Source organism: Cupriavidus sp. 86D6 (genome assembly GCF_057815095.1).
In genome coordinates this window covers 66,369-82,550 of sequence record NZ_JBYPSB010000007.1, presented here as the reverse complement: position 1 = coordinate 82,550, position 16,182 = coordinate 66,369, and the positions used below count along the sequence as shown (strand labels likewise).

Sequence of the window (16,182 nt, the reverse complement as noted above, 5' to 3'; positions counted from 1 at the left end):
TAGCCAGAAGCACTCGCCATGGACCGCATGCTCTACACCGCCCTGTCGGGCGCCAAGCAGATACTCGACCAGCAGGCCGCGGTATCGAACAACCTGGCCAACGCCTCGACGCCCGCCTTCAAGGCGCAGGTGAACCTGTACCGGGCCGTCCCGGTGCAGGGCCAGGAAATGCAGACGCGGGCGTTCACGCTTGCGTCCACGCCCGGCGCCGACATGAGGGCCGGCCCGCTGACCTACACCGGCCGCAATCTCGACGTGGCGCTGCAGGGCAATGGCTGGCTGGCGGTGCAGATGCCTGACGGTTCCGAGGCCTACACCCGCGCGGGTTCGCTGCAGGTGTCGGCCGACGGCCAGCTCCAGACGTCGGCCGGCCGGCCCGTGCTGGGCGACGGCGGCCCGATTGCCGTGCCGCCCGGCTCGACGGTGTCGATCGGTACCGATGGCAGCATCGTGGCGCGCGGGCCGGGCGAGGCTGCCAACGGCCTGGCCCAGGTGGGCAAGCTGCGCGTGGTCACGCCACCGCCCGAAGGGCTGGCGCGCGGCGACGACGGCTACTTCCGCCTGCGTCCCGGCGTGGACGCGCTGCAGCAGGACCCCAACGTGCGCGTGATTGCCGGCGCGATCGAAGGCAGCAACGTCAATCCGGTGGAGGCCATGGTGGACATGATCGCCAACGCGCGCCGCTTCGAGATGCAGATGAAGATGATCTCGGGCACCGATACCAACGACCAGCGGGCCAATTCGCTGCTGTCGAACAACTGATGACGCGCGCGGCACCCGTCGCACGCATAACGAACTCTCGAACCAGGACAACTCCATGATTCGCTCTCTCTGGATCGCCAAGACCGGCCTCGATGCGCAGCAGACGCAGATGGACGTGATCTCGAACAACCTGGCCAACGTGTCGACCACGGGCTTCAAGCGCAGCCGCGCGGTCTTCGAGGAACTGATGTACCAGACGATCCGCCAGCCGGGCGCGCTGTCGTCGGACCAGACCGTGCTGCCGTCGGGCATGCAGCTGGGTACCGGCGTGCGCCCCGTGGCCACGGAACGCATCCACACGCAAGGCAACCCGACGCAAACGGGCAATTCGCGCGACGTGGCCATCATCGGCCAGGGCTTCTTCCAGGTGACGATGCCGGACGGCACCACCTCGTACACGCGCGACGGCTCGTTCCAGGTGGATCCGAACGGCCAGCTGGTGACGTCCAGCGGCTTTGTGCTGAACCCGGCCATCACGCTGCCGGCCAACTACACGTCGGTGAACATCGCACGCGACGGCACGGTGACCGTGATGCAGCCGGGCTCGACCAACGCCGCGACGGTGGGCCAGATCCAGGTCGCCACGTTCCCGAACCCGGCCGGCCTGGAAAGCCTGGGTGAAAACCTGTACGTGCAGACCGATGCCTCCGGCGCGCCGAACACGTCGGTGCCTGGCCTGAATGGCGCCGGCACGCTGCAGAACAACTACGTCGAAGCTTCGAACGTGAACGTGGTGGAAGAGCTGGTCAGCATGATCCAGACCCAGCGCGCTTACGAAATCAACAGCAAGGCGGTACAGACCTCGGACCAGATGCTGCAGCGTCTGAGCCAGATGGGCTAAGAACGGGAATGATCATGGCCGCCACGCAGTATCGCATCAGCCCACTCGTCGTTCGTGCCATCGTCGGCCTGGCCGCGCTGGCAAGCGGCGGCTGCGCGATGATGCCCAGGGAGCCGCTTGTGCAGATGCCCACCACCGCACGCGCCGAGCCGCGCGCGATGGCCCCTGCCACGGGCTCGATCTACGCATCCTCGTACGCGGGAAATCCGCTGTTCGAGGATCGGCGGCCGCGTAATGTTGGCGACATTCTCACCATCGTGATCAGCGAGAACGTCAACGCGAGCAAGAACTCTGCCACCAACGCCAACCGCACCGGCAGCACCGCGCTGGCGTTCAATGCGGTACCGCGTGCCCTGAGCGGCCTGTTCAGCACCAGCCAGAACGCCGACATCAACGGTGCCAACTCGCTGAAGGCCGGGGGCGGCGCCAGTGCCGCCAACACCTTCAACGGCACGATCACCGTGACGGTGATCGAGGTGCTGCCCAACAGCAATCTGGTGGTGTCCGGCGAGAAGCAGATGGCGATCAACCAGGGCGCCGAGTTCATTCGTTTCTCGGGCGTGGTCAATCCGCGCACGATTACCGGCGACAACGCAGTACCGTCCACCCAGGTGGCGGATGCGCGCATCGAATACACCGCGAAGGGGTATATCGACGAGGCGCAGAACATGGGCTGGCTGCAGCGTTTCTTCCTCAATGTCTTACCGTACTGATCCCGCCATGTTTCTGCCTCCGATGCCTTTCCACAAGCCAGGCTCGTATTTTGGCAACCCGCCCGGCCGTCTTTCCCGCTCAGGTCGCGCGGTATCTTTTGCCTGCCTGCTGCTCCTGCTCGTACTGGGTCTGGGCGCCGGCGCCGCGCATGCGGAACGCCTGAAGAACCTGGCGACGTTCCAGGGCGTGCGCGACAACCCGCTGGTGGGCTACGGCCTGGTCGTGGGCCTGGACAATACCGGCGACCAGACCATGCAGACGCCGTTCACCACGCAAAGCTTGAGCAACATGCTGTCGCAGCTGGGCATTACGCTGCCCGCCGGCAAGAACATGCAGCTCAAGAACGTGGCTGCCGTGATGGTCACCGCCACGTTGCCGGCCTATGCCCAGCCGGGCAGCCAGCTCGACATCGTGGTGTCGTCGATGGGTAACGCCAAGAGCCTGCGCGGCGGCACGCTGCTGATGACGCCGCTCAAGGGCGCCGACGGCCAGGTCTACGCCATCGCCCAGGGCAACATGCTGGTGGGCGGCGCGGGCGCGTCGGCCAACGGCAGCAAGGTGCAGATCAACCAGCTGGCCGTGGGCCGCATCGCCAACGGCGCGATCGTCGAACGCGCCGTGGCGTCGTTCCAGCCCGAAAACGGCTTCACGAACCTGGAGCTGAAGGACACGGACTTCGGCACGGCCGAACGCGTGGTCGAGGCGATCAACCGCAACATGGGCCCGGGCACCGCCGCCGCGATGGACGGCCGCGTGGTACAGGTTCGCATGCCGCAGACGCCGACCGCACGCGTGGGCTTCATGGCCCGTATCGAGAGTATCGATGTGACGCCGGCCAAGGCCGCCGCCAAGGTCATCCTGAACGCGCGGACTGGCTCGATCGTGATGAACCAGGCGGTCACCGTGGAAGACTGCGCGATTGCTCACGGCAACCTGTCGGTGGTCATCAATACGCAGCCGGTGATCAGCCAGCCGGCTCCGTTCAGCCAGGGCCAGACCGTGGTGGCGCCGGTGTCGCAGATCGACCTCAAGCGTGACGGCGGTTCGCTGCAGATCGTCAAGGCGGGTGCGTCACTGGCCGCCGTGGTCAAGGGCCTGAACGCGCTGGGCGCCACGCCGGCCGACCTGCAGACCATCCTGGAGGCCATGCGCTCCGCCGGCGCGCTGCGCGCCGAACTGGAGATCATCTGATGTCGGCGGGTACCACGCTTGGCGGCCAGGCCGATATCTCGCAGCGGTTTGCCCTGGATACGCAGGGATTCGAGTCGCTCAAGAACCAGGCCCGCGCCGGCAACAACGCGACGACGCTGCAGGCCGCTGCCAAGCAGTTCGAGGCGGTGTTCACGCAGATGGTGCTCAAGAGCATGCGCGACGCCACGCCGTCCGACGGCCTTTTCGACAACGAGCAGACCAAGCTCTACATGTCGATGATGGACCAGCAGATGTCCCAGCAGTTGTCGTCGCGCGGCATCGGCTTGGCCGATGTCATGATTCGCCAGCTGGCACGCGCCACCGGCACGCCACTGCCGGCCGGCATGAATGGCGCCGGCGGGATCACGGGCGCGAGCGTGCGCGACGCGCAAATGGCGCAGATGCTCGATAGCCGCGGCGCCACCGACGCCGATGGTCCGCCGCCAGTCGGCACCACGCTGCCGGGCGCGGCGTGGAACCCGACCGCCGGTTTGCGCCAATACCAGAACCAGGCCGACTGGCAAGGCAATGGCCAGGCGCAGCTGGGCCAGTTGCCGGACGATTCGCCGGAGCACATCAGCAACTTCGTCAACCGCATGGCCGAGCCGGCCATGGCGGCGTCGCGCGCCTCGGGCGTGCCGGCCAAGCTGATCGTGGGCCAGGCCGCGCTGGAGTCGGGCTGGGGCCGCCGGGAGATCCGCAATCCCGATGGTTCGAGCACCTTCAACGTATTCGGCATCAAGGCAGGCGCCAACTGGAAGGGACCGACCACCGAGATCCTGACCACCGAGTACGTGGACGGCCAGCCGCAGAAGGTGCGCGCGAAATTCCGCGCCTACGGCTCGTATGAGGAAGCCTGCAACGATTACGCGAAGCTGATCAGCAACAACCCGCGCTATGCGGGCGTGGTGACCGCCTCGAACGCCGAGGAAGCTGCCCATGGCCTGCAACGCGCCGGGTATGCCACCGATCCGGCCTACGGCGAGAAGCTCGTGCGGATCATGAAGAAAGTCTCGACCTGACGCCGCCGGCGGTGATGACAGCAACATACGTCGCCGCCCCGTTCCCCATCCAGCGTGACCGTGTAGCGGTCGCGCTGTTTGCGCTTCTGCATTGCATTTCGATGAGAGTGATCGCTCACAAATGCCGGGTATTCCAAGGCATTGCGCCGCTAAAGTCGCGCCGCATTTCCGCCGATAACCAACACATCCACCGCCGTCGGCCGTTCGCCGCTGGCTAGCCATTCGATCCGGAGTCAGACAAACATGTCTCTGTTTAATATCGGTCTGTCGGGCCTGAACGTCGCCCAGAACGGGCTTACCACGGTCGGCCACAACTTCAGCAACGCGGCCACCGCGGGCTATACGCGCCAGAACACGATCATTGCGTCGGCCGGCGGCCAGGCCACTGGTTCGGGCTTCTACGGCATGGGCGCGAACACGGTCACCGTGCAGCGCGTGTACGACAGCTTCCTGACCGGCCAGCTGCGTGGCGCCACGTCGGCCAGTCACGACCTGTCGACGTATTCCGACCAGATCCGCCAGATCGACAACCTGCTGGCAGACGAAAAGGGTGGCCTGGCGCCGCTGATGCAGAAGTTCTTCGCGGCCGTGCAGGCCGTGTCGGACACGCCGTCGGACCCGGCCACGCGCCAGGGCCTGATCTCGTCGGCGCAGGCACTGGCCGGCCAGATCAAGTCGTCGAGCGACTACTTCAAGCAGTTGCAGGACGGCATCAATACCCAGCTGCAGTCGTCGGTTACGCAGGTCAATGACTACACCAAGCAGATCGCCAGCCTGAACAAGGAAATCACCCGCATGACCGCCTCCGCCGGCGGCCAGCCCCCCAACGACCTGCTCGACCAGCGCGACCAGGCCGTGGCCAAGCTGACCGAACTGGTGGGCGCCAAGGTGGTGGTGCAGGACGGCGGCACGTACAACGTGTTCGTGGGCAATGGCCAGCCGCTGGTGATGGGCAGCGATTCGTACGACATCAAGGCCGTGGCTTCGGCAGCCGACCCCAGCCGCACGGTCATCGCCTACACGATTCCGGGCACGTCGAATGCGATCGAGGCCGAACCCGGCGCGGTCACCGGCGGCTCCATCGGCGGCCTGATGCGCTTCCGCAGCGAGACGCTGGACACGGCGCAAAGCGCCATCGGCCGCATCTCGCTGGCCATCGGCCAGACGTTCAATGCCCAGCACAAGCTCGGTATCGATCTGAACGGCGCCATCGGCACCGACATGTTTGCCATGGGTTCGCCGGTGGTGTACGCGAACAACAACAACACGTCCACTTCGGTGGTGACGGCGACGATCAGCAACGCCAGCAACCTGACCACCAGCGACTACACGCTGAGTTTCGTGGGCGGCCAATACTCGCTGACGCGCAAGACCGACAACGTGGTGGTGCAGAGCTTCCCGGGGCCGGCGCTCCCGACCTTTACCGCGGACGGCATGAACATCACGCTGAGCGCGCCGATGAATCCGAACGACTCGTTCGAGATCCAGCCGACGCGCAACGTTGCGTCGAGCTTCAACGCGCTGATTACCGATCCGGCCAAGATTGCCGCGGCATCGCCGGCACGCGTGGATGCCAGCACGCAGAATACCGGCACGGTGAAGGCGTCGCTGTCCAACGTGACCCCGGGTTACTCGCTGCTGACCAATCCGGTCAAGGTTACGTACACCGGTGGCGCCTACGTGATCGTGGATTCCGTCACCGGCAATCCGCTGGCCCCGGCGCCCACCGTGACCACCACGGCCACGGGTACGGATATCACGATCAACAACATGACGTTCAGCCTGAACGGCACGCCCAAGAATGGCGACCAGTTCACGCTGTCGAACAACACGGGCGCGGTGGCCGACAACGGCAACATGCTCAAGCTGGCCAAGCTGCAGACCGCCAAGACCATCAACGGCACGTCGAGCTTCAACGACGCGTATGCCCAGCTGGTCAACGACGTGGGCAGCAAGGCCAAGTCGACCGACATCGCGTCGGCATCGCAGGACAGCATCACGGACCAGATCTACACGGCCCAGCAGTCGGTGTCGGGCGTGAACATGGACGAGGAAACCGTGAACCTGCTGAAGTTCCAGCAGCTGTACCAGGCCAACGCCAAGGTCATCCAGGCGGCCAGTACGATCTTCGACACGCTGGTCAGCATCGGCTGATCGCGGACATCCCTGACAACACCGGAAAAGAAGGAATCACGCCATGCGCGTCGCAACCTCCACCCTGTATCACCAGGGCCTGTCCTCGATGAACAGCCAGCAGTCCAACCTGCTGCACGTGCAACAGCAGCTGGCCACCGGCCGCCGCGTGCTGACGCCGTCGGACGACCCCGTCGCGGCCACGCGCGCGCTGGGCGTGTCGCAATCGGTCGCCGTGAACGGCCAGTACACCGCTTCGCGCAAGCAGGCCAATGCGTCGCTGGGCCTGGAAGAAAACACGCTGTCGACGGTAACCACCGTGCTGCAGAACATCAAGTCGCTGCTGGTGAACGCCGGTAACGGCACGCTGAGCGACAACGATCGCGCATCGCTGGCAACGGCCCTGCAAGGCCAGTACGATCAACTGGTGGGCCTGGCCAACGCCGATGACGGCAATGGCAACTACCTGTTCGCGGGCCTGAAGACCGGCACCGCCCCCTTCGCGACCGATGCCGCCGGCAACCTCACGTACCAGGGCGACACCGGCCACCAGCTGCTACAGGTTGACGTGGCGCGCCAGATGGAAGCCGGCAACAACGGCGCGGAGATCTTCCAGACCGTCACGGCCAATGCTGGCTACGTCATCAAGGGCAGCAGCACCAACGCCGGCACGGGCACCTTCAGCGCGATTTCGGTGACTGATCCGAGCAACGCACTGTACGGCCACAACTTGAGCGTGACGTTCTCGGTCGCTGCCGGCGTCACGCAATACACGGTCAACGACCTGACCACGGGCAACCCCGTCGGCCCGGCAACGAACTACGTCGATGGCGGCTCCATCAACGTGGCCGGCGTGTCGTTTTCGATCAAGGGCACTCCCGCCAATAACGACACGTTCCTGGCCCAACCGGCCCAGCAGGCAGGCGCCGACATGTTCGCCAACCTGAAGGACGTGATTACCGCCCTGCGCACACCGATCGACTCCGGCACTGCCCAGGACGTGGCCGCGGCCAACCTGCAGAACGCGATCTCGACCGGCCTGCGCCAGAACAACAACTCGCTGGACAACGTGCTGACGGTGCGTGCGTCGGTGGGCTCGCGCATGAACGAACTCGATGCGCTGGACACCATCGGCTCGAACCGCGACTTGAGCAATTCCAAGACGCTCTCGGACCTGACCGAACTGGATTACGCATCGGCCATTACCGAGTACTACCAGCGTCAGACGGCACTGCAGGGCGCGCAGCAATCCTTCATGCAGATCCAGCAGATGAACCTGTTCAGGTTCCTGGGATGATGCGGTGAGGTGGCGTTGCGCCACCTGTTGCCGCTGCGCAATTAAGTGGGGCAATCTCCCACAATAAAGCGAGGCAGGCTGAACATCGAGCTGACGGCGAGTCCTTGCCTAGCGAGGATTTGCCTCAGTTTATTGTCGGTGCCGACGTGTTAGGAATATCTCCACAGAAAGACCGCCGAGCCTTGAAAACTGTTGGATTCGTTTTAAAAACCCCTTCTCGACGGTTGTTCTAACTGTCAAACACACCTTACTCTGCTACCTCACACAAATGCGATGCCACGCGCTCGACTTGAGCGTAAATCGCATGGCAATTTGTCGGCCCTGTGCAGGTGATTAGCTTTGCATCGCGCGCTCGTGATCCGATGGGAAAGAACACGAACTCCATGCCCGGTTGCCAACTAGGATGATGCCGCAACGCCTCATTGAGTATTTGCAGATACTGCACACGACTAAAAACTTGCTTCGCCATGGTGCCCCCTCGCAGTGCCCGATGCGTACAGCATAGACCAAGCGGCTTTTCAACCAAGGTTCAACAGTTGGGAAAGTCCAGCCGGTCAGACCAATCGGGATGCCGGGCAACCCATCGATTCAACAAAAGGTTACCGGCAGCTCACGTCGTCTGACTTATGTTGGGGGACTGGGTACTTGGTCGTAGCGCCGCCTGCGTAGGTGATCCCGCACTCCCTTCGCGATTCGCGTGAGCAGCTAACAGGAAGTTGGGCGAAGCTCAGGGGTGGTTGTATCGATGAACAACTCGTGGACGTCTATGCCCAGAAACTCCGCAAGCCTGCAGATGTTGTCAATTGTGGCGTTGTTCACGGCACGCTCAATCTGACTGACATAGGTCCGATGGAATCCTGCCTTTATGGCGAGGTCTTCCTGAGAAAGGCCAGCCGCCTCCCTCAACCTCCGAAGATTAGAGGCAACTCTGAGCCGCGCGTAGGTCTTCTCTGCACTTTTTGACATAGGTGCAGAGTGCGCAAACTAGGTTTAAAAATCTACACACGCTTGGCTCTACTGGATATACATATACTGGTTATACATCTATAATGGGGTTTTTGAGGGTCGCGCTGCGACGCAAGAAAGGCGGGACGACAAATGATTCTGTTTTTGGACTATGACGGCGTCTTGCACCCTGACGCCGCTTACCTAGTCAACGGTCGTCCTGAACTGCACGCTATGGGGGAGCTGTTCATGTGGGCTCCAGTTCTTGAGCGCATCCTCGCTCCATACCCAGACGTTCGGATCGTCCTTTCCACGTCGTGGGTTCGAGTGCTTAAGAGCTTCACTCGCGTGCGCGCATACCTGCCCGCTTCTATCCAGACACGCGTAGTAGGTGCTACGTGGCATTCGGCTATGGGCCGACACCATGAAGGCAGTCATCGCGCCGAGGTGAGCTGGTTCAATGAACTATCCAGGTACGCGCAGATCGCTCGCTATGTCGCGCGCGTTGGGCCACGCGCCGAAAAATGGATCGCCATTGATGATGACGGCGATGGCTGGCCGAGAGAACTCCGTAACCATCTTATCCACACCGACGGTGCAATTGGCATTTCGAGTCGCGCTGTGCAGCTCGAACTTGCACGTCGGCTGCGGTTGTTGGCCGCGTCTGACCTATAGAGCCAAGTCGGTATGTTGAGAATAATTGTGGAACTTGTGCCGGACGGCGATCCGGGGCGCCGCCGAGAGCTAGGCCGCGTCGACATCGTCAACGTCGCCCCTGAGTCAATGCACACCGGCAACTATGCCGTAATCATGGACGAGTTCGACGATCGGATTCCCGGTCGACGATCAACTTTTCGCACGACCGCAGCCCTGAGCAATGTCGAGCGCGATATCGTTCGTCCTATGCAATTAGTCGGCATGGTTCTAGGCGTGGTGGCGCCGGTGAAACGTACTATGCATCGCTCTCAGCAAGATGCGGATGGCGTCGTGCTGTGGCGCGGCGAGGTGTGACGTAAGGTTCGGCGAAGCGCGACGGGAAACTGCAATGGCAAACGAGTTCACACACTTCGAGGCGGAATTTAGGCCGGGAACACACCTTTGGTCGAATCCGAGGCTACGCGGCACGCCGGCCGAAATTCCTGTCGTACTTGCGGCTCCTACGCTATATGACGTCGTCGATCTTGCGCAACGATATCCATTGGAGTTGCTGTACCAAACAAACCGCAGACTAAGGTTGCATTGCGAAATCTCGGAGCGACGATATCTTCGGACCAACGAGATTTTGCAGAAAATCGAACACGTCAACGCATCCAGCGCATCCTCCGAGGAAGGTTTCGTCGCAGAAGTGGCTCAGTCCATAGTGAACGTGCCGACCCCGTGTATCGAAGCGGCCACTGCGGAGGAGCAGCGACGATCGCTGGCCGCTTTTCTGCCCGCTGGGCTTCCCACCGTTGTTATTGACCAGCTGGACTACATTTATCTCTTCAACGTGCCCTTTGAGCTGGAGTCCGCTGTGCGGCGATGGCTTCGTCGACAGGACGATGACAACTCTCATGACGTGCCAAATTTGTTGGTTGATACGCCCAACGGCCTGGCGCTGTCAGCAACCGGCTGGCACGCATTTCTCTCCTGGCTGACCGAGACACTGCATTATCGTCTCGATCTGGCCGAAGTCGGCGAGCGAGTCGCCGCGTTGCCGCGTGACAAGCACGTTTCCATGTGAGCGCAACGCGCTCTTCAACTACACCGCCAGCCTGTCTACCGCACCTCTGTCGCGCACTATGCTGCTGCGTCGGTGTGCCCGTTTCATCTGCCGTTCATGCAAACCAGCTCCATCGTTCTTACTATTCCAGGGTCTTGGCCCTCCCGTGAAGCACTCGCAGCTTCCATCGATGACCATGCCCACGATTGCCGCCTCTATGGCGATTTGCTCGGTAACGCAGATCTGCAAGACGGTGTAAAACTCCGGTTTCAGAAGGGCCGCCGCCCAAAGGTCGTCCAAGACTTCAGTTTTTACGGTGCGCATTGGTGGGAGACGAGCGACATGCGTGCTATAGAGCGGCATGCATCCCATGTCACCCTAACTGCTGCAGCAGGTAGCCCAGAGCAGATGCAACGGGTTATGGTCGCGGCGAGCACTGTCATAAGAGCCGGTGGACTGGGCGTGCACGTAGAGAACGTTGGCATCGCACATGCGGCAAAGCAGTGGCTGAAGTTCGACAGCGATGGCCTCAGCGGCGTGTTCCGCGCATTCGTCGTCACGGTCGATGCTGCGGCGAGCGGGGCTTACAGTTGTGGCATGAATAGTTTTGGCCTGAAGGAAGTTTGCCTCCCGATTCGCACGGCAGACTGCGATGAGGCTGTCGGAACGGTGGCGTGGCATCTACTTGTGAAGGGGGCGCATTATCGGAACGGCCAGACGCTAATTATCGGGGCGAAGTCGGTTCCCTACAGCGTCCGCGACGTCAAGACCGTGATGGACCTCGACGGTCTTCAGTTCCCCAGTGAGATTGGGACTTGGCAACTTGAACCCTCGCGCATAGGTAAGACTTGAGTCCGCTACCGCAGGGGCACCGGTCGTTTCGACCGAGTTTTAGGCGCCTGGGCAAGGGTGGTTCCCATGATGGTCTCCTTTCAAGATGAAGGGAACCCAGTCTGCGCCTCAAATTGCAGTCACCGACCCTGTTGTCGACGAAGCAGTTCCGCCAGTGTGGGAAATGGCCAGTCTTCATCGTCATATCCAGGAGGCAGCCCGAGATGGCGATCATCCTCTCCGCTGTTGATGTGCACGCAAAACTGACCCACTGCCGTACGTAGTTTTCATCGAAATTTGACCCACGTGTTCCAATGCCTGCTCGATGCCGAGCAGGAGAACCGGAGTGATTACGGTGAACATGTTGGCCAAAATCAGGCGGATGCACTTCCGCGACGGCGTTCCACTCAGAGACATCGCTAGGCGCACGGGCCTATCTCGAAACACCATCCGCACATGGCTTCGCAAGGAGGCAGCGGCGATCGACCTCGCGTTCCAGCGCCTGGGCGCCATCCTGGAACAACAGGGCCTCGGTTTCGAGGACCTGGTCGAACTGGTATCGTACCACGTGCGCATCGACGAGCAATTGACTACGTTCCGCGAAGTGAAGGAGCGCTACATCACGCGTGATTTCCCCGCTTGGACCATCCTGGGTGTCGCCTCGCTGGCGCGGCCCAACCTCCTCATCGAGATCAAGGCCGTCGCCGCTAAGAAGGCCTAAGTACAGAGCTTGGGCGCGCGCCTACCTTTCCTTGGGCGCGTTTTGCCTTGGCTTGTTAAGCAAGCCAAGGCCTTTCTGGCAAGGCAAGAAGGAAAGCCTGGCCCTGATATACACGATCGGAACTTGGGAGATCTATGCAATCCAATCGTCATTCAATCGACGCGATTGAAGCACGGTATCCATGCCAAGTTTTGCTCATTGCGACATCAACGAAAAGGCCAAGGCGATAACTTCACCCATCGTTCGGCGGGTGGACAAAGTGAATGCTTCTGTATATTTTTTACGCACATTAAAATAGGCCGGCGCAGTCAATGACACTCGAAGACATCAAGGTATTCCTGGACCGCAAAACTCCTGTTTTCGACGTGGGCGTTGTTGTGAAAGCGGGCCAGATACAGCGGAGTGACGGCGCACAGGTGCCCTTCGAGATCCAAGCCGGCTGGGACCTAGGTAAAGCACACTGGTGCGATAAGAACTGGGGGATCTTCAACCTTCATCTGTTGAAATTCATAAGGAACAGTCCTACTCCGACGAAGAGAGGGGGAGGGTACTGGAGTCCATTCAGATCGATGATAGTCACTGGGAGTGGTTGAAAAAGGCCCTCGCCTATCGAACGTCCGAGTATGTCTGGTTGTTCCTTATGGCAGATGGCGTTCCTCAGGGTGCCTGCCTGATCTACCACCCGAAGAAAAGCGAGCTAGAGGCTGGAGACATTTTCTACATCGAATACATCGCGTCTGCGCCTTGGAACCGTAAGAATCCACTGTCGACGCGCCGTTTCGGCGGGATTGGAAGTCTCTTGATCAAGGCAGCCATGGCACACGCCACCAATGAGTTGAAGCTTCGCCAGGGTTTTTCGTTGCATGCTTTACCGCGCGCCGTGCCGTTTTACGAGCAGATTGGAATGAAGCCGTTCGCCGCTTTGGATAAGCAGACGCTAAAGTATTTCGAAATGCCGCAGGCTACAGCTACTCAGTTTGAGGTGGGCCAGTGATATCAGATCAATTCGACGACTTCCCTGTGAGTTCCGCAGGCAGCGCCGATGCAAAGGACTTGTACCAGTCTTTTTTGGAATTTGAAATCTTGCTGGCGCAAGTTCCAAAAAAGCACTTGGGGGAGAATCCTACGCTGGCGGAGTATGATCTCTTTCGTGAGGTACACACTGCACGGACGGCTAAAGGCGCGCTTTATCGCAGACGAATGGATGCAAGCGAAGCGCTCGGTCGTCTGTGGCTTTCGAGAATTCGTCAGCAAGCCCTACTGCTTGCCGCATCGACGGAAATCGCCCCATTCAACGGACTTTCCGTGGGCGAGTTGACCGAGATCGCTCGACTGTGTGTCGATCCGCAAAAGCTATTTTCGTTACAGCAGCTACTGTTGGATAAGGGAATCGTCCTCATTTACGAAGCCGCGATCCCGGGCATGAAGCTTGATGGCGCAGTTTTTTGTCTTGAGGACGGTCGACCTGTGATAGGACTCAGCCTCCGATATCCTCGATTCGACATCTTTTGGTTCACCTTGATGCACGAGTTGGCTCACATCGTATTACATCTAGAGATGTTGACGGAACCTATCCTGGAAGACTTGGATGCTGCGCCCGAGGGTTTAACTGAAGAACAGGCCGACCGCCTCGCTGGCGAATCGCTGATTAGCCGCAGTGACTGGCGTAGCGCAAATGTAAAGTATTCTCCAACAGAAGAGAACTTACTTGACTTTGCGCGTCGCGTCGGTGTTCACCCTGCCATTGTCGCGGGACGACTCCAACGCGAATCGTCACGAAAGAATATGTTCGCGGCAATACTCAATGAAGTGAATGTTCGTAGGGTGCTTTTCGGCCATGAATAATTATGTTCCGTTTCTGAAACTAAAGTCGGGCGAGATCGGTGCCCTCTCCACCTTGGAGGACCAGATCAAGCCTTCTATCGTGCCGTTTATCGATTTGCCAAAGAAAGACGGAATGACGGCGGATAAGTTCAAGAGCATGGTCGACAAAGGTGCGAGAAGCATTGCGAAGCATCTCAAGCTGTTTCCGTTGTTCTTTCTGGACAATTTTGATATTGATGACTCGCTGATGATAGATGGCGAGCACAATTATAGTTACGTACTGAAGACGTTTGGCCAAATAAATTTTGCGCCAGTCGTGGGTCTTGATCGCGCAGCAGGAAGAAACGAGGCAGTATTCAAGGCCAAGGAAGCGGGCGCGTTGATTGCGAATACAATTGCTCTTCGCCTTCAGCCAGAGGATTTCGAAAATTATGCGCTAATTGCTCATGAAGTTGAGCAATTTTTTAAACGCGGCGAGGGGTTATTTTCGCATTGGATTCTTGTTCTAGATAATCGTGTTTGTGCCGATGTGGCGCCAATTAAGCGCGCCGACATGTTGGCGAAATTCATCCAGGACTCCTCTGCGACAGCGAAATTCGCCGCAATCATTGTGACGGGCTCGTCAATGCCCCCTTCGATAGGCGATGTCACTGGAGTGTTGACTGAGCGCGATCATTCCCGCGTCGAATTGGCTATTTATCGGGCGCTGCGAAAGCAAGTGGTTGGTTCAAAGCTATTTTGTGGCGACTATACGATTGTTAGTCCATTGTATTCGGACGTTAAGCTAGCGCCGGAGGTTATGTATAACGTCATGACTGCGAAAGTAGTCTATTCCCATGGCGACATACATTACGTTGCGCGCGGCGGTGCCTTGAAATCCCATCCGCGCGGTAACTTGCAGTACAACGATATTTTTGCGCAAATCGTCACCAAGACGTTCTACCGTAAGCCGGTATTTTCGTTTGGCGATCAATTTATCTGGGACAGGACTGCTGCCACAGGGGTCATGGTGACGCCGGCCAGTGTGCTAAAGCCGACAATCAATGCGCATATTAGTTATATGTTTAAAAGCTTCTCGGCGTAGCTGGATCGCCCTACGAGGCGATCACCGATTTTTTCGCATAGCATTCCTTGGCAGACGTTAAGCGAAATGAGGTCTGTCAGTTGCGCGCGGTTTAGCTTATCCAATTTTTTGGGCGAAATCGGTAGCGCAACCTCGAGCAACTCCGATTTCCAAAGCGTCATTAACGCCACACGCGTGTCATACAGCGGATTCCGACTGGCGTTTCGTACGTAACGGATCGCTACGCTTCCTCTTGATTGGGATGCGACCATAATGCCCCAATGTGCGGGTGCCAAGCAAAGCGCGTTGTCAAGGTGACGATCCGTCGTCACTAGCGTGATTCGGCGAAAAGCTAAGTCGTAGAACTGGCGCTGAACGAGGATTCGACGCACTGCATCCGTGTCGCCCTTTATTTCATAGCAGTGTGCGTATTTGTGAACCGTCACAACGTCTGCAATGGCGTTACCGTTGTGCACACGCAATTCTTCGATAATTGCTTTCGGTTTGTTCGATAGGGAAGCAAGCCTTGCGATCAAAAACTTGCGGATCGTCTTGTCGTCGAGGTTCATCATTTCAACGGGGTCGGTATCCATATTTCAAGCGAAAGTGCCGTCGCGCCGCCATTCGGCCTGACGGTGTGGCGACTACTGCGCCTACTCCCATGCGCCCACGGCGAATGATACAGGGATTGGCTTCGGTCAGACGTCCCATCCACTGCCTCTCACCCTTGTCATTCGGCAGGGTGTGGGTGGCGGACGTAAATTGCACAGAACTGGCGGACGAAAATTGCACGCTAGGGCAAGGTGGCAGCTCCGAAAGAGCCTTTGGAGCCGCCTATGTACGGGAGGGAACAACGCGTGTTGCTACGACACTATCTGGAACAAGGCCTGTCCAAAACGGAGATCGCGCGGCAATTGGGCGTGAGCCTGCGCACCCTCTACTACTGGATTGACACAGGGCAACTCGATCGCTCACGGGATAACGAGTCACTGCGGTACCGGTGCCGCCCACCGGTGCCGCACAAGATTGATAAGTTCCGCGGCATCATCACGGCACGCTTGGCGGAATACCCGAGGCTGACCGCGATGCGGCTGTTCGAGGAGATCTGCGCTGCCGGCTAGGAGGGCGGTTATTCG

At 59.8% G+C, this 16,182-nt stretch carries 20 protein-coding genes; 17 read left to right on the top strand and 3 right to left on the bottom strand.

All coding sequences use genetic code 11. The features are described from left to right. Positions 1-18: 18 nt before the first annotated feature. The 7 genes from flgF to flgL all read left to right on the top strand — a co-directional run bounded on the left by flgF (position 19) and on the right by flgL (position 7,960). Positions 19-762, top strand: a complete 744-nt coding sequence (flgF, locus tag AC3G88_RS18060) for a flagellar basal-body rod protein FlgF (protein WP_153950102.1) — start codon at positions 19-21, stop codon at positions 760-762. Positions 763-817: 55 nt separating this feature from the next. Further along, a complete protein-coding gene (flgG, locus tag AC3G88_RS18055; protein WP_092598974.1) occupies positions 818-1,603 on the top strand; it encodes a flagellar basal-body rod protein FlgG in 786 nt (261 codons plus the stop codon). A gap of 8 nt (positions 1,604-1,611) precedes the next feature. Continuing rightward, a complete protein-coding gene (flgH, locus tag AC3G88_RS18050; protein ID WP_153950103.1) occupies positions 1,612-2,316 on the top strand; it encodes a flagellar basal body L-ring protein FlgH in 705 nt (234 codons plus the stop codon). A gap of 7 nt (positions 2,317-2,323) precedes the next feature. Then, positions 2,324-3,508 carry a flagellar basal body P-ring protein FlgI gene (locus AC3G88_RS18045; protein ID WP_488772267.1) on the top strand — a complete coding sequence of 395 codons (1,185 nt, stop codon included), beginning with the start codon at positions 2,324-2,326 and terminating at the stop codon, positions 3,506-3,508. Continuing rightward, a complete protein-coding gene (flgJ, locus tag AC3G88_RS18040; RefSeq protein ID WP_488772266.1) occupies positions 3,508-4,530 on the top strand; it encodes a flagellar assembly peptidoglycan hydrolase FlgJ in 1,023 nt (340 codons plus the stop codon). The genes AC3G88_RS18045 and flgJ overlap by 1 nt, the downstream gene beginning before the upstream one ends. A gap of 243 nt (positions 4,531-4,773) precedes the next feature. After that, entirely contained in the window at positions 4,774-6,684 is a 1,911-nt protein-coding gene (flgK, locus tag AC3G88_RS18035; protein WP_488772264.1) for a flagellar hook-associated protein FlgK, read from the top strand. Positions 6,685-6,727: 43 nt separating this feature from the next. Then, positions 6,728-7,960, top strand: coding sequence for a flagellar hook-associated protein FlgL (flgL, locus tag AC3G88_RS18030; protein WP_488772263.1), 1,233 nt, complete (start codon positions 6,728-6,730; stop codon positions 7,958-7,960). A 705-nt stretch (positions 7,961-8,665) separates the two neighbouring features. Here the strand turns inward: flgL and AC3G88_RS18025 are convergent. Further along, positions 8,666-8,926: a helix-turn-helix domain-containing protein gene (locus tag AC3G88_RS18025; RefSeq protein WP_477101502.1), complete on the bottom strand. Its 261-nt coding sequence runs from the start codon at positions 8,924-8,926 to the stop codon at positions 8,666-8,668. 132 nt (positions 8,927-9,058) lie between these two features. Between AC3G88_RS18025 and AC3G88_RS18020 the strand changes: the two genes are divergently transcribed. From AC3G88_RS18020 to AC3G88_RS18005, 4 genes are all read left to right on the top strand, one after another. Continuing rightward, a complete protein-coding gene (locus AC3G88_RS18020) occupies positions 9,059-9,580 on the top strand; it encodes an HAD domain-containing protein (RefSeq protein WP_488893752.1) in 522 nt (173 codons plus the stop codon). Positions 9,581-9,607: 27 nt separating this feature from the next. Next, positions 9,608-9,916: a hypothetical protein gene (locus AC3G88_RS18015; protein ID WP_488893751.1), complete on the top strand. Its 309-nt coding sequence runs from the start codon at positions 9,608-9,610 to the stop codon at positions 9,914-9,916. Positions 9,917-9,950: 34 nt separating this feature from the next. Further along, positions 9,951-10,628 (top strand): hypothetical protein, encoded by a 678-nt coding sequence (locus tag AC3G88_RS18010; RefSeq protein WP_488893750.1) that lies wholly within the window; start codon positions 9,951-9,953, stop codon positions 10,626-10,628. Positions 10,629-10,724: 96 nt separating this feature from the next. Then, positions 10,725-11,459: a hypothetical protein gene (locus AC3G88_RS18005; protein ID WP_488893766.1), complete on the top strand. Its 735-nt coding sequence runs from the start codon at positions 10,725-10,727 to the stop codon at positions 11,457-11,459. Here AC3G88_RS18005 and AC3G88_RS18000 read toward each other — a convergent pair. Beyond that, the gene (locus AC3G88_RS18000) at positions 11,371-11,637 is read right to left on the bottom strand and encodes an SEC-C metal-binding domain-containing protein (protein ID WP_488893765.1); all 267 of its coding nucleotides are present in this window, start codon (positions 11,635-11,637) and stop codon (positions 11,371-11,373) included. The two genes, AC3G88_RS18005 and AC3G88_RS18000, sit on opposite strands and share 89 nt — an antisense overlap. Before the next feature lie 156 nt (positions 11,638-11,793). Between AC3G88_RS18000 and AC3G88_RS17995 the strand changes: the two genes are divergently transcribed. The 5 genes from AC3G88_RS17995 to AC3G88_RS17975 all read left to right on the top strand — a co-directional run bounded on the left by AC3G88_RS17995 (position 11,794) and on the right by AC3G88_RS17975 (position 15,067). Further along, positions 11,794-12,159: a Rid family hydrolase gene (locus tag AC3G88_RS17995; RefSeq protein WP_488893764.1), complete on the top strand. Its 366-nt coding sequence runs from the start codon at positions 11,794-11,796 to the stop codon at positions 12,157-12,159. A gap of 311 nt (positions 12,160-12,470) precedes the next feature. Next, a complete protein-coding gene (locus AC3G88_RS17990) occupies positions 12,471-12,752 on the top strand; it encodes a hypothetical protein (protein WP_488893749.1) in 282 nt (93 codons plus the stop codon). Beyond that, positions 12,749-13,153, top strand: a complete 405-nt coding sequence (locus AC3G88_RS17985) for a GNAT family N-acetyltransferase (RefSeq protein ID WP_488893748.1) — start codon at positions 12,749-12,751, stop codon at positions 13,151-13,153. Before AC3G88_RS17990 ends, AC3G88_RS17985 begins: the two co-directional genes overlap by 4 nt. Positions 13,154-13,179: 26 nt before the next feature. After that, positions 13,180-14,004 (top strand): ImmA/IrrE family metallo-endopeptidase, encoded by an 825-nt coding sequence (locus tag AC3G88_RS17980; RefSeq protein WP_488893747.1) that lies wholly within the window; start codon positions 13,180-13,182, stop codon positions 14,002-14,004. Then, positions 13,997-15,067 (top strand): beta family protein, encoded by a 1,071-nt coding sequence (locus AC3G88_RS17975; protein ID WP_488893746.1) that lies wholly within the window; start codon positions 13,997-13,999, stop codon positions 15,065-15,067. The genes AC3G88_RS17980 and AC3G88_RS17975 overlap by 8 nt, the downstream gene beginning before the upstream one ends. On the opposite strand, the gene AC3G88_RS17970 is transcribed toward AC3G88_RS17975, so the two are convergent. Continuing rightward, positions 15,040-15,639: a sce7726 family protein gene (locus AC3G88_RS17970; protein ID WP_488893745.1), complete on the bottom strand. Its 600-nt coding sequence runs from the start codon at positions 15,637-15,639 to the stop codon at positions 15,040-15,042. The genes AC3G88_RS17975 and AC3G88_RS17970 overlap by 28 nt on opposite strands. Before the next feature lie 264 nt (positions 15,640-15,903). Here AC3G88_RS17970 and AC3G88_RS17965 point away from each other — a divergent pair, with 264 nt between their 5' ends. After that, the gene (locus AC3G88_RS17965) at positions 15,904-16,167 is read left to right on the top strand and encodes a helix-turn-helix domain-containing protein (RefSeq protein WP_488893744.1); all 264 of its coding nucleotides are present in this window, start codon (positions 15,904-15,906) and stop codon (positions 16,165-16,167) included. The last annotated feature ends 15 nt before the right edge of the window (positions 16,168-16,182 follow it).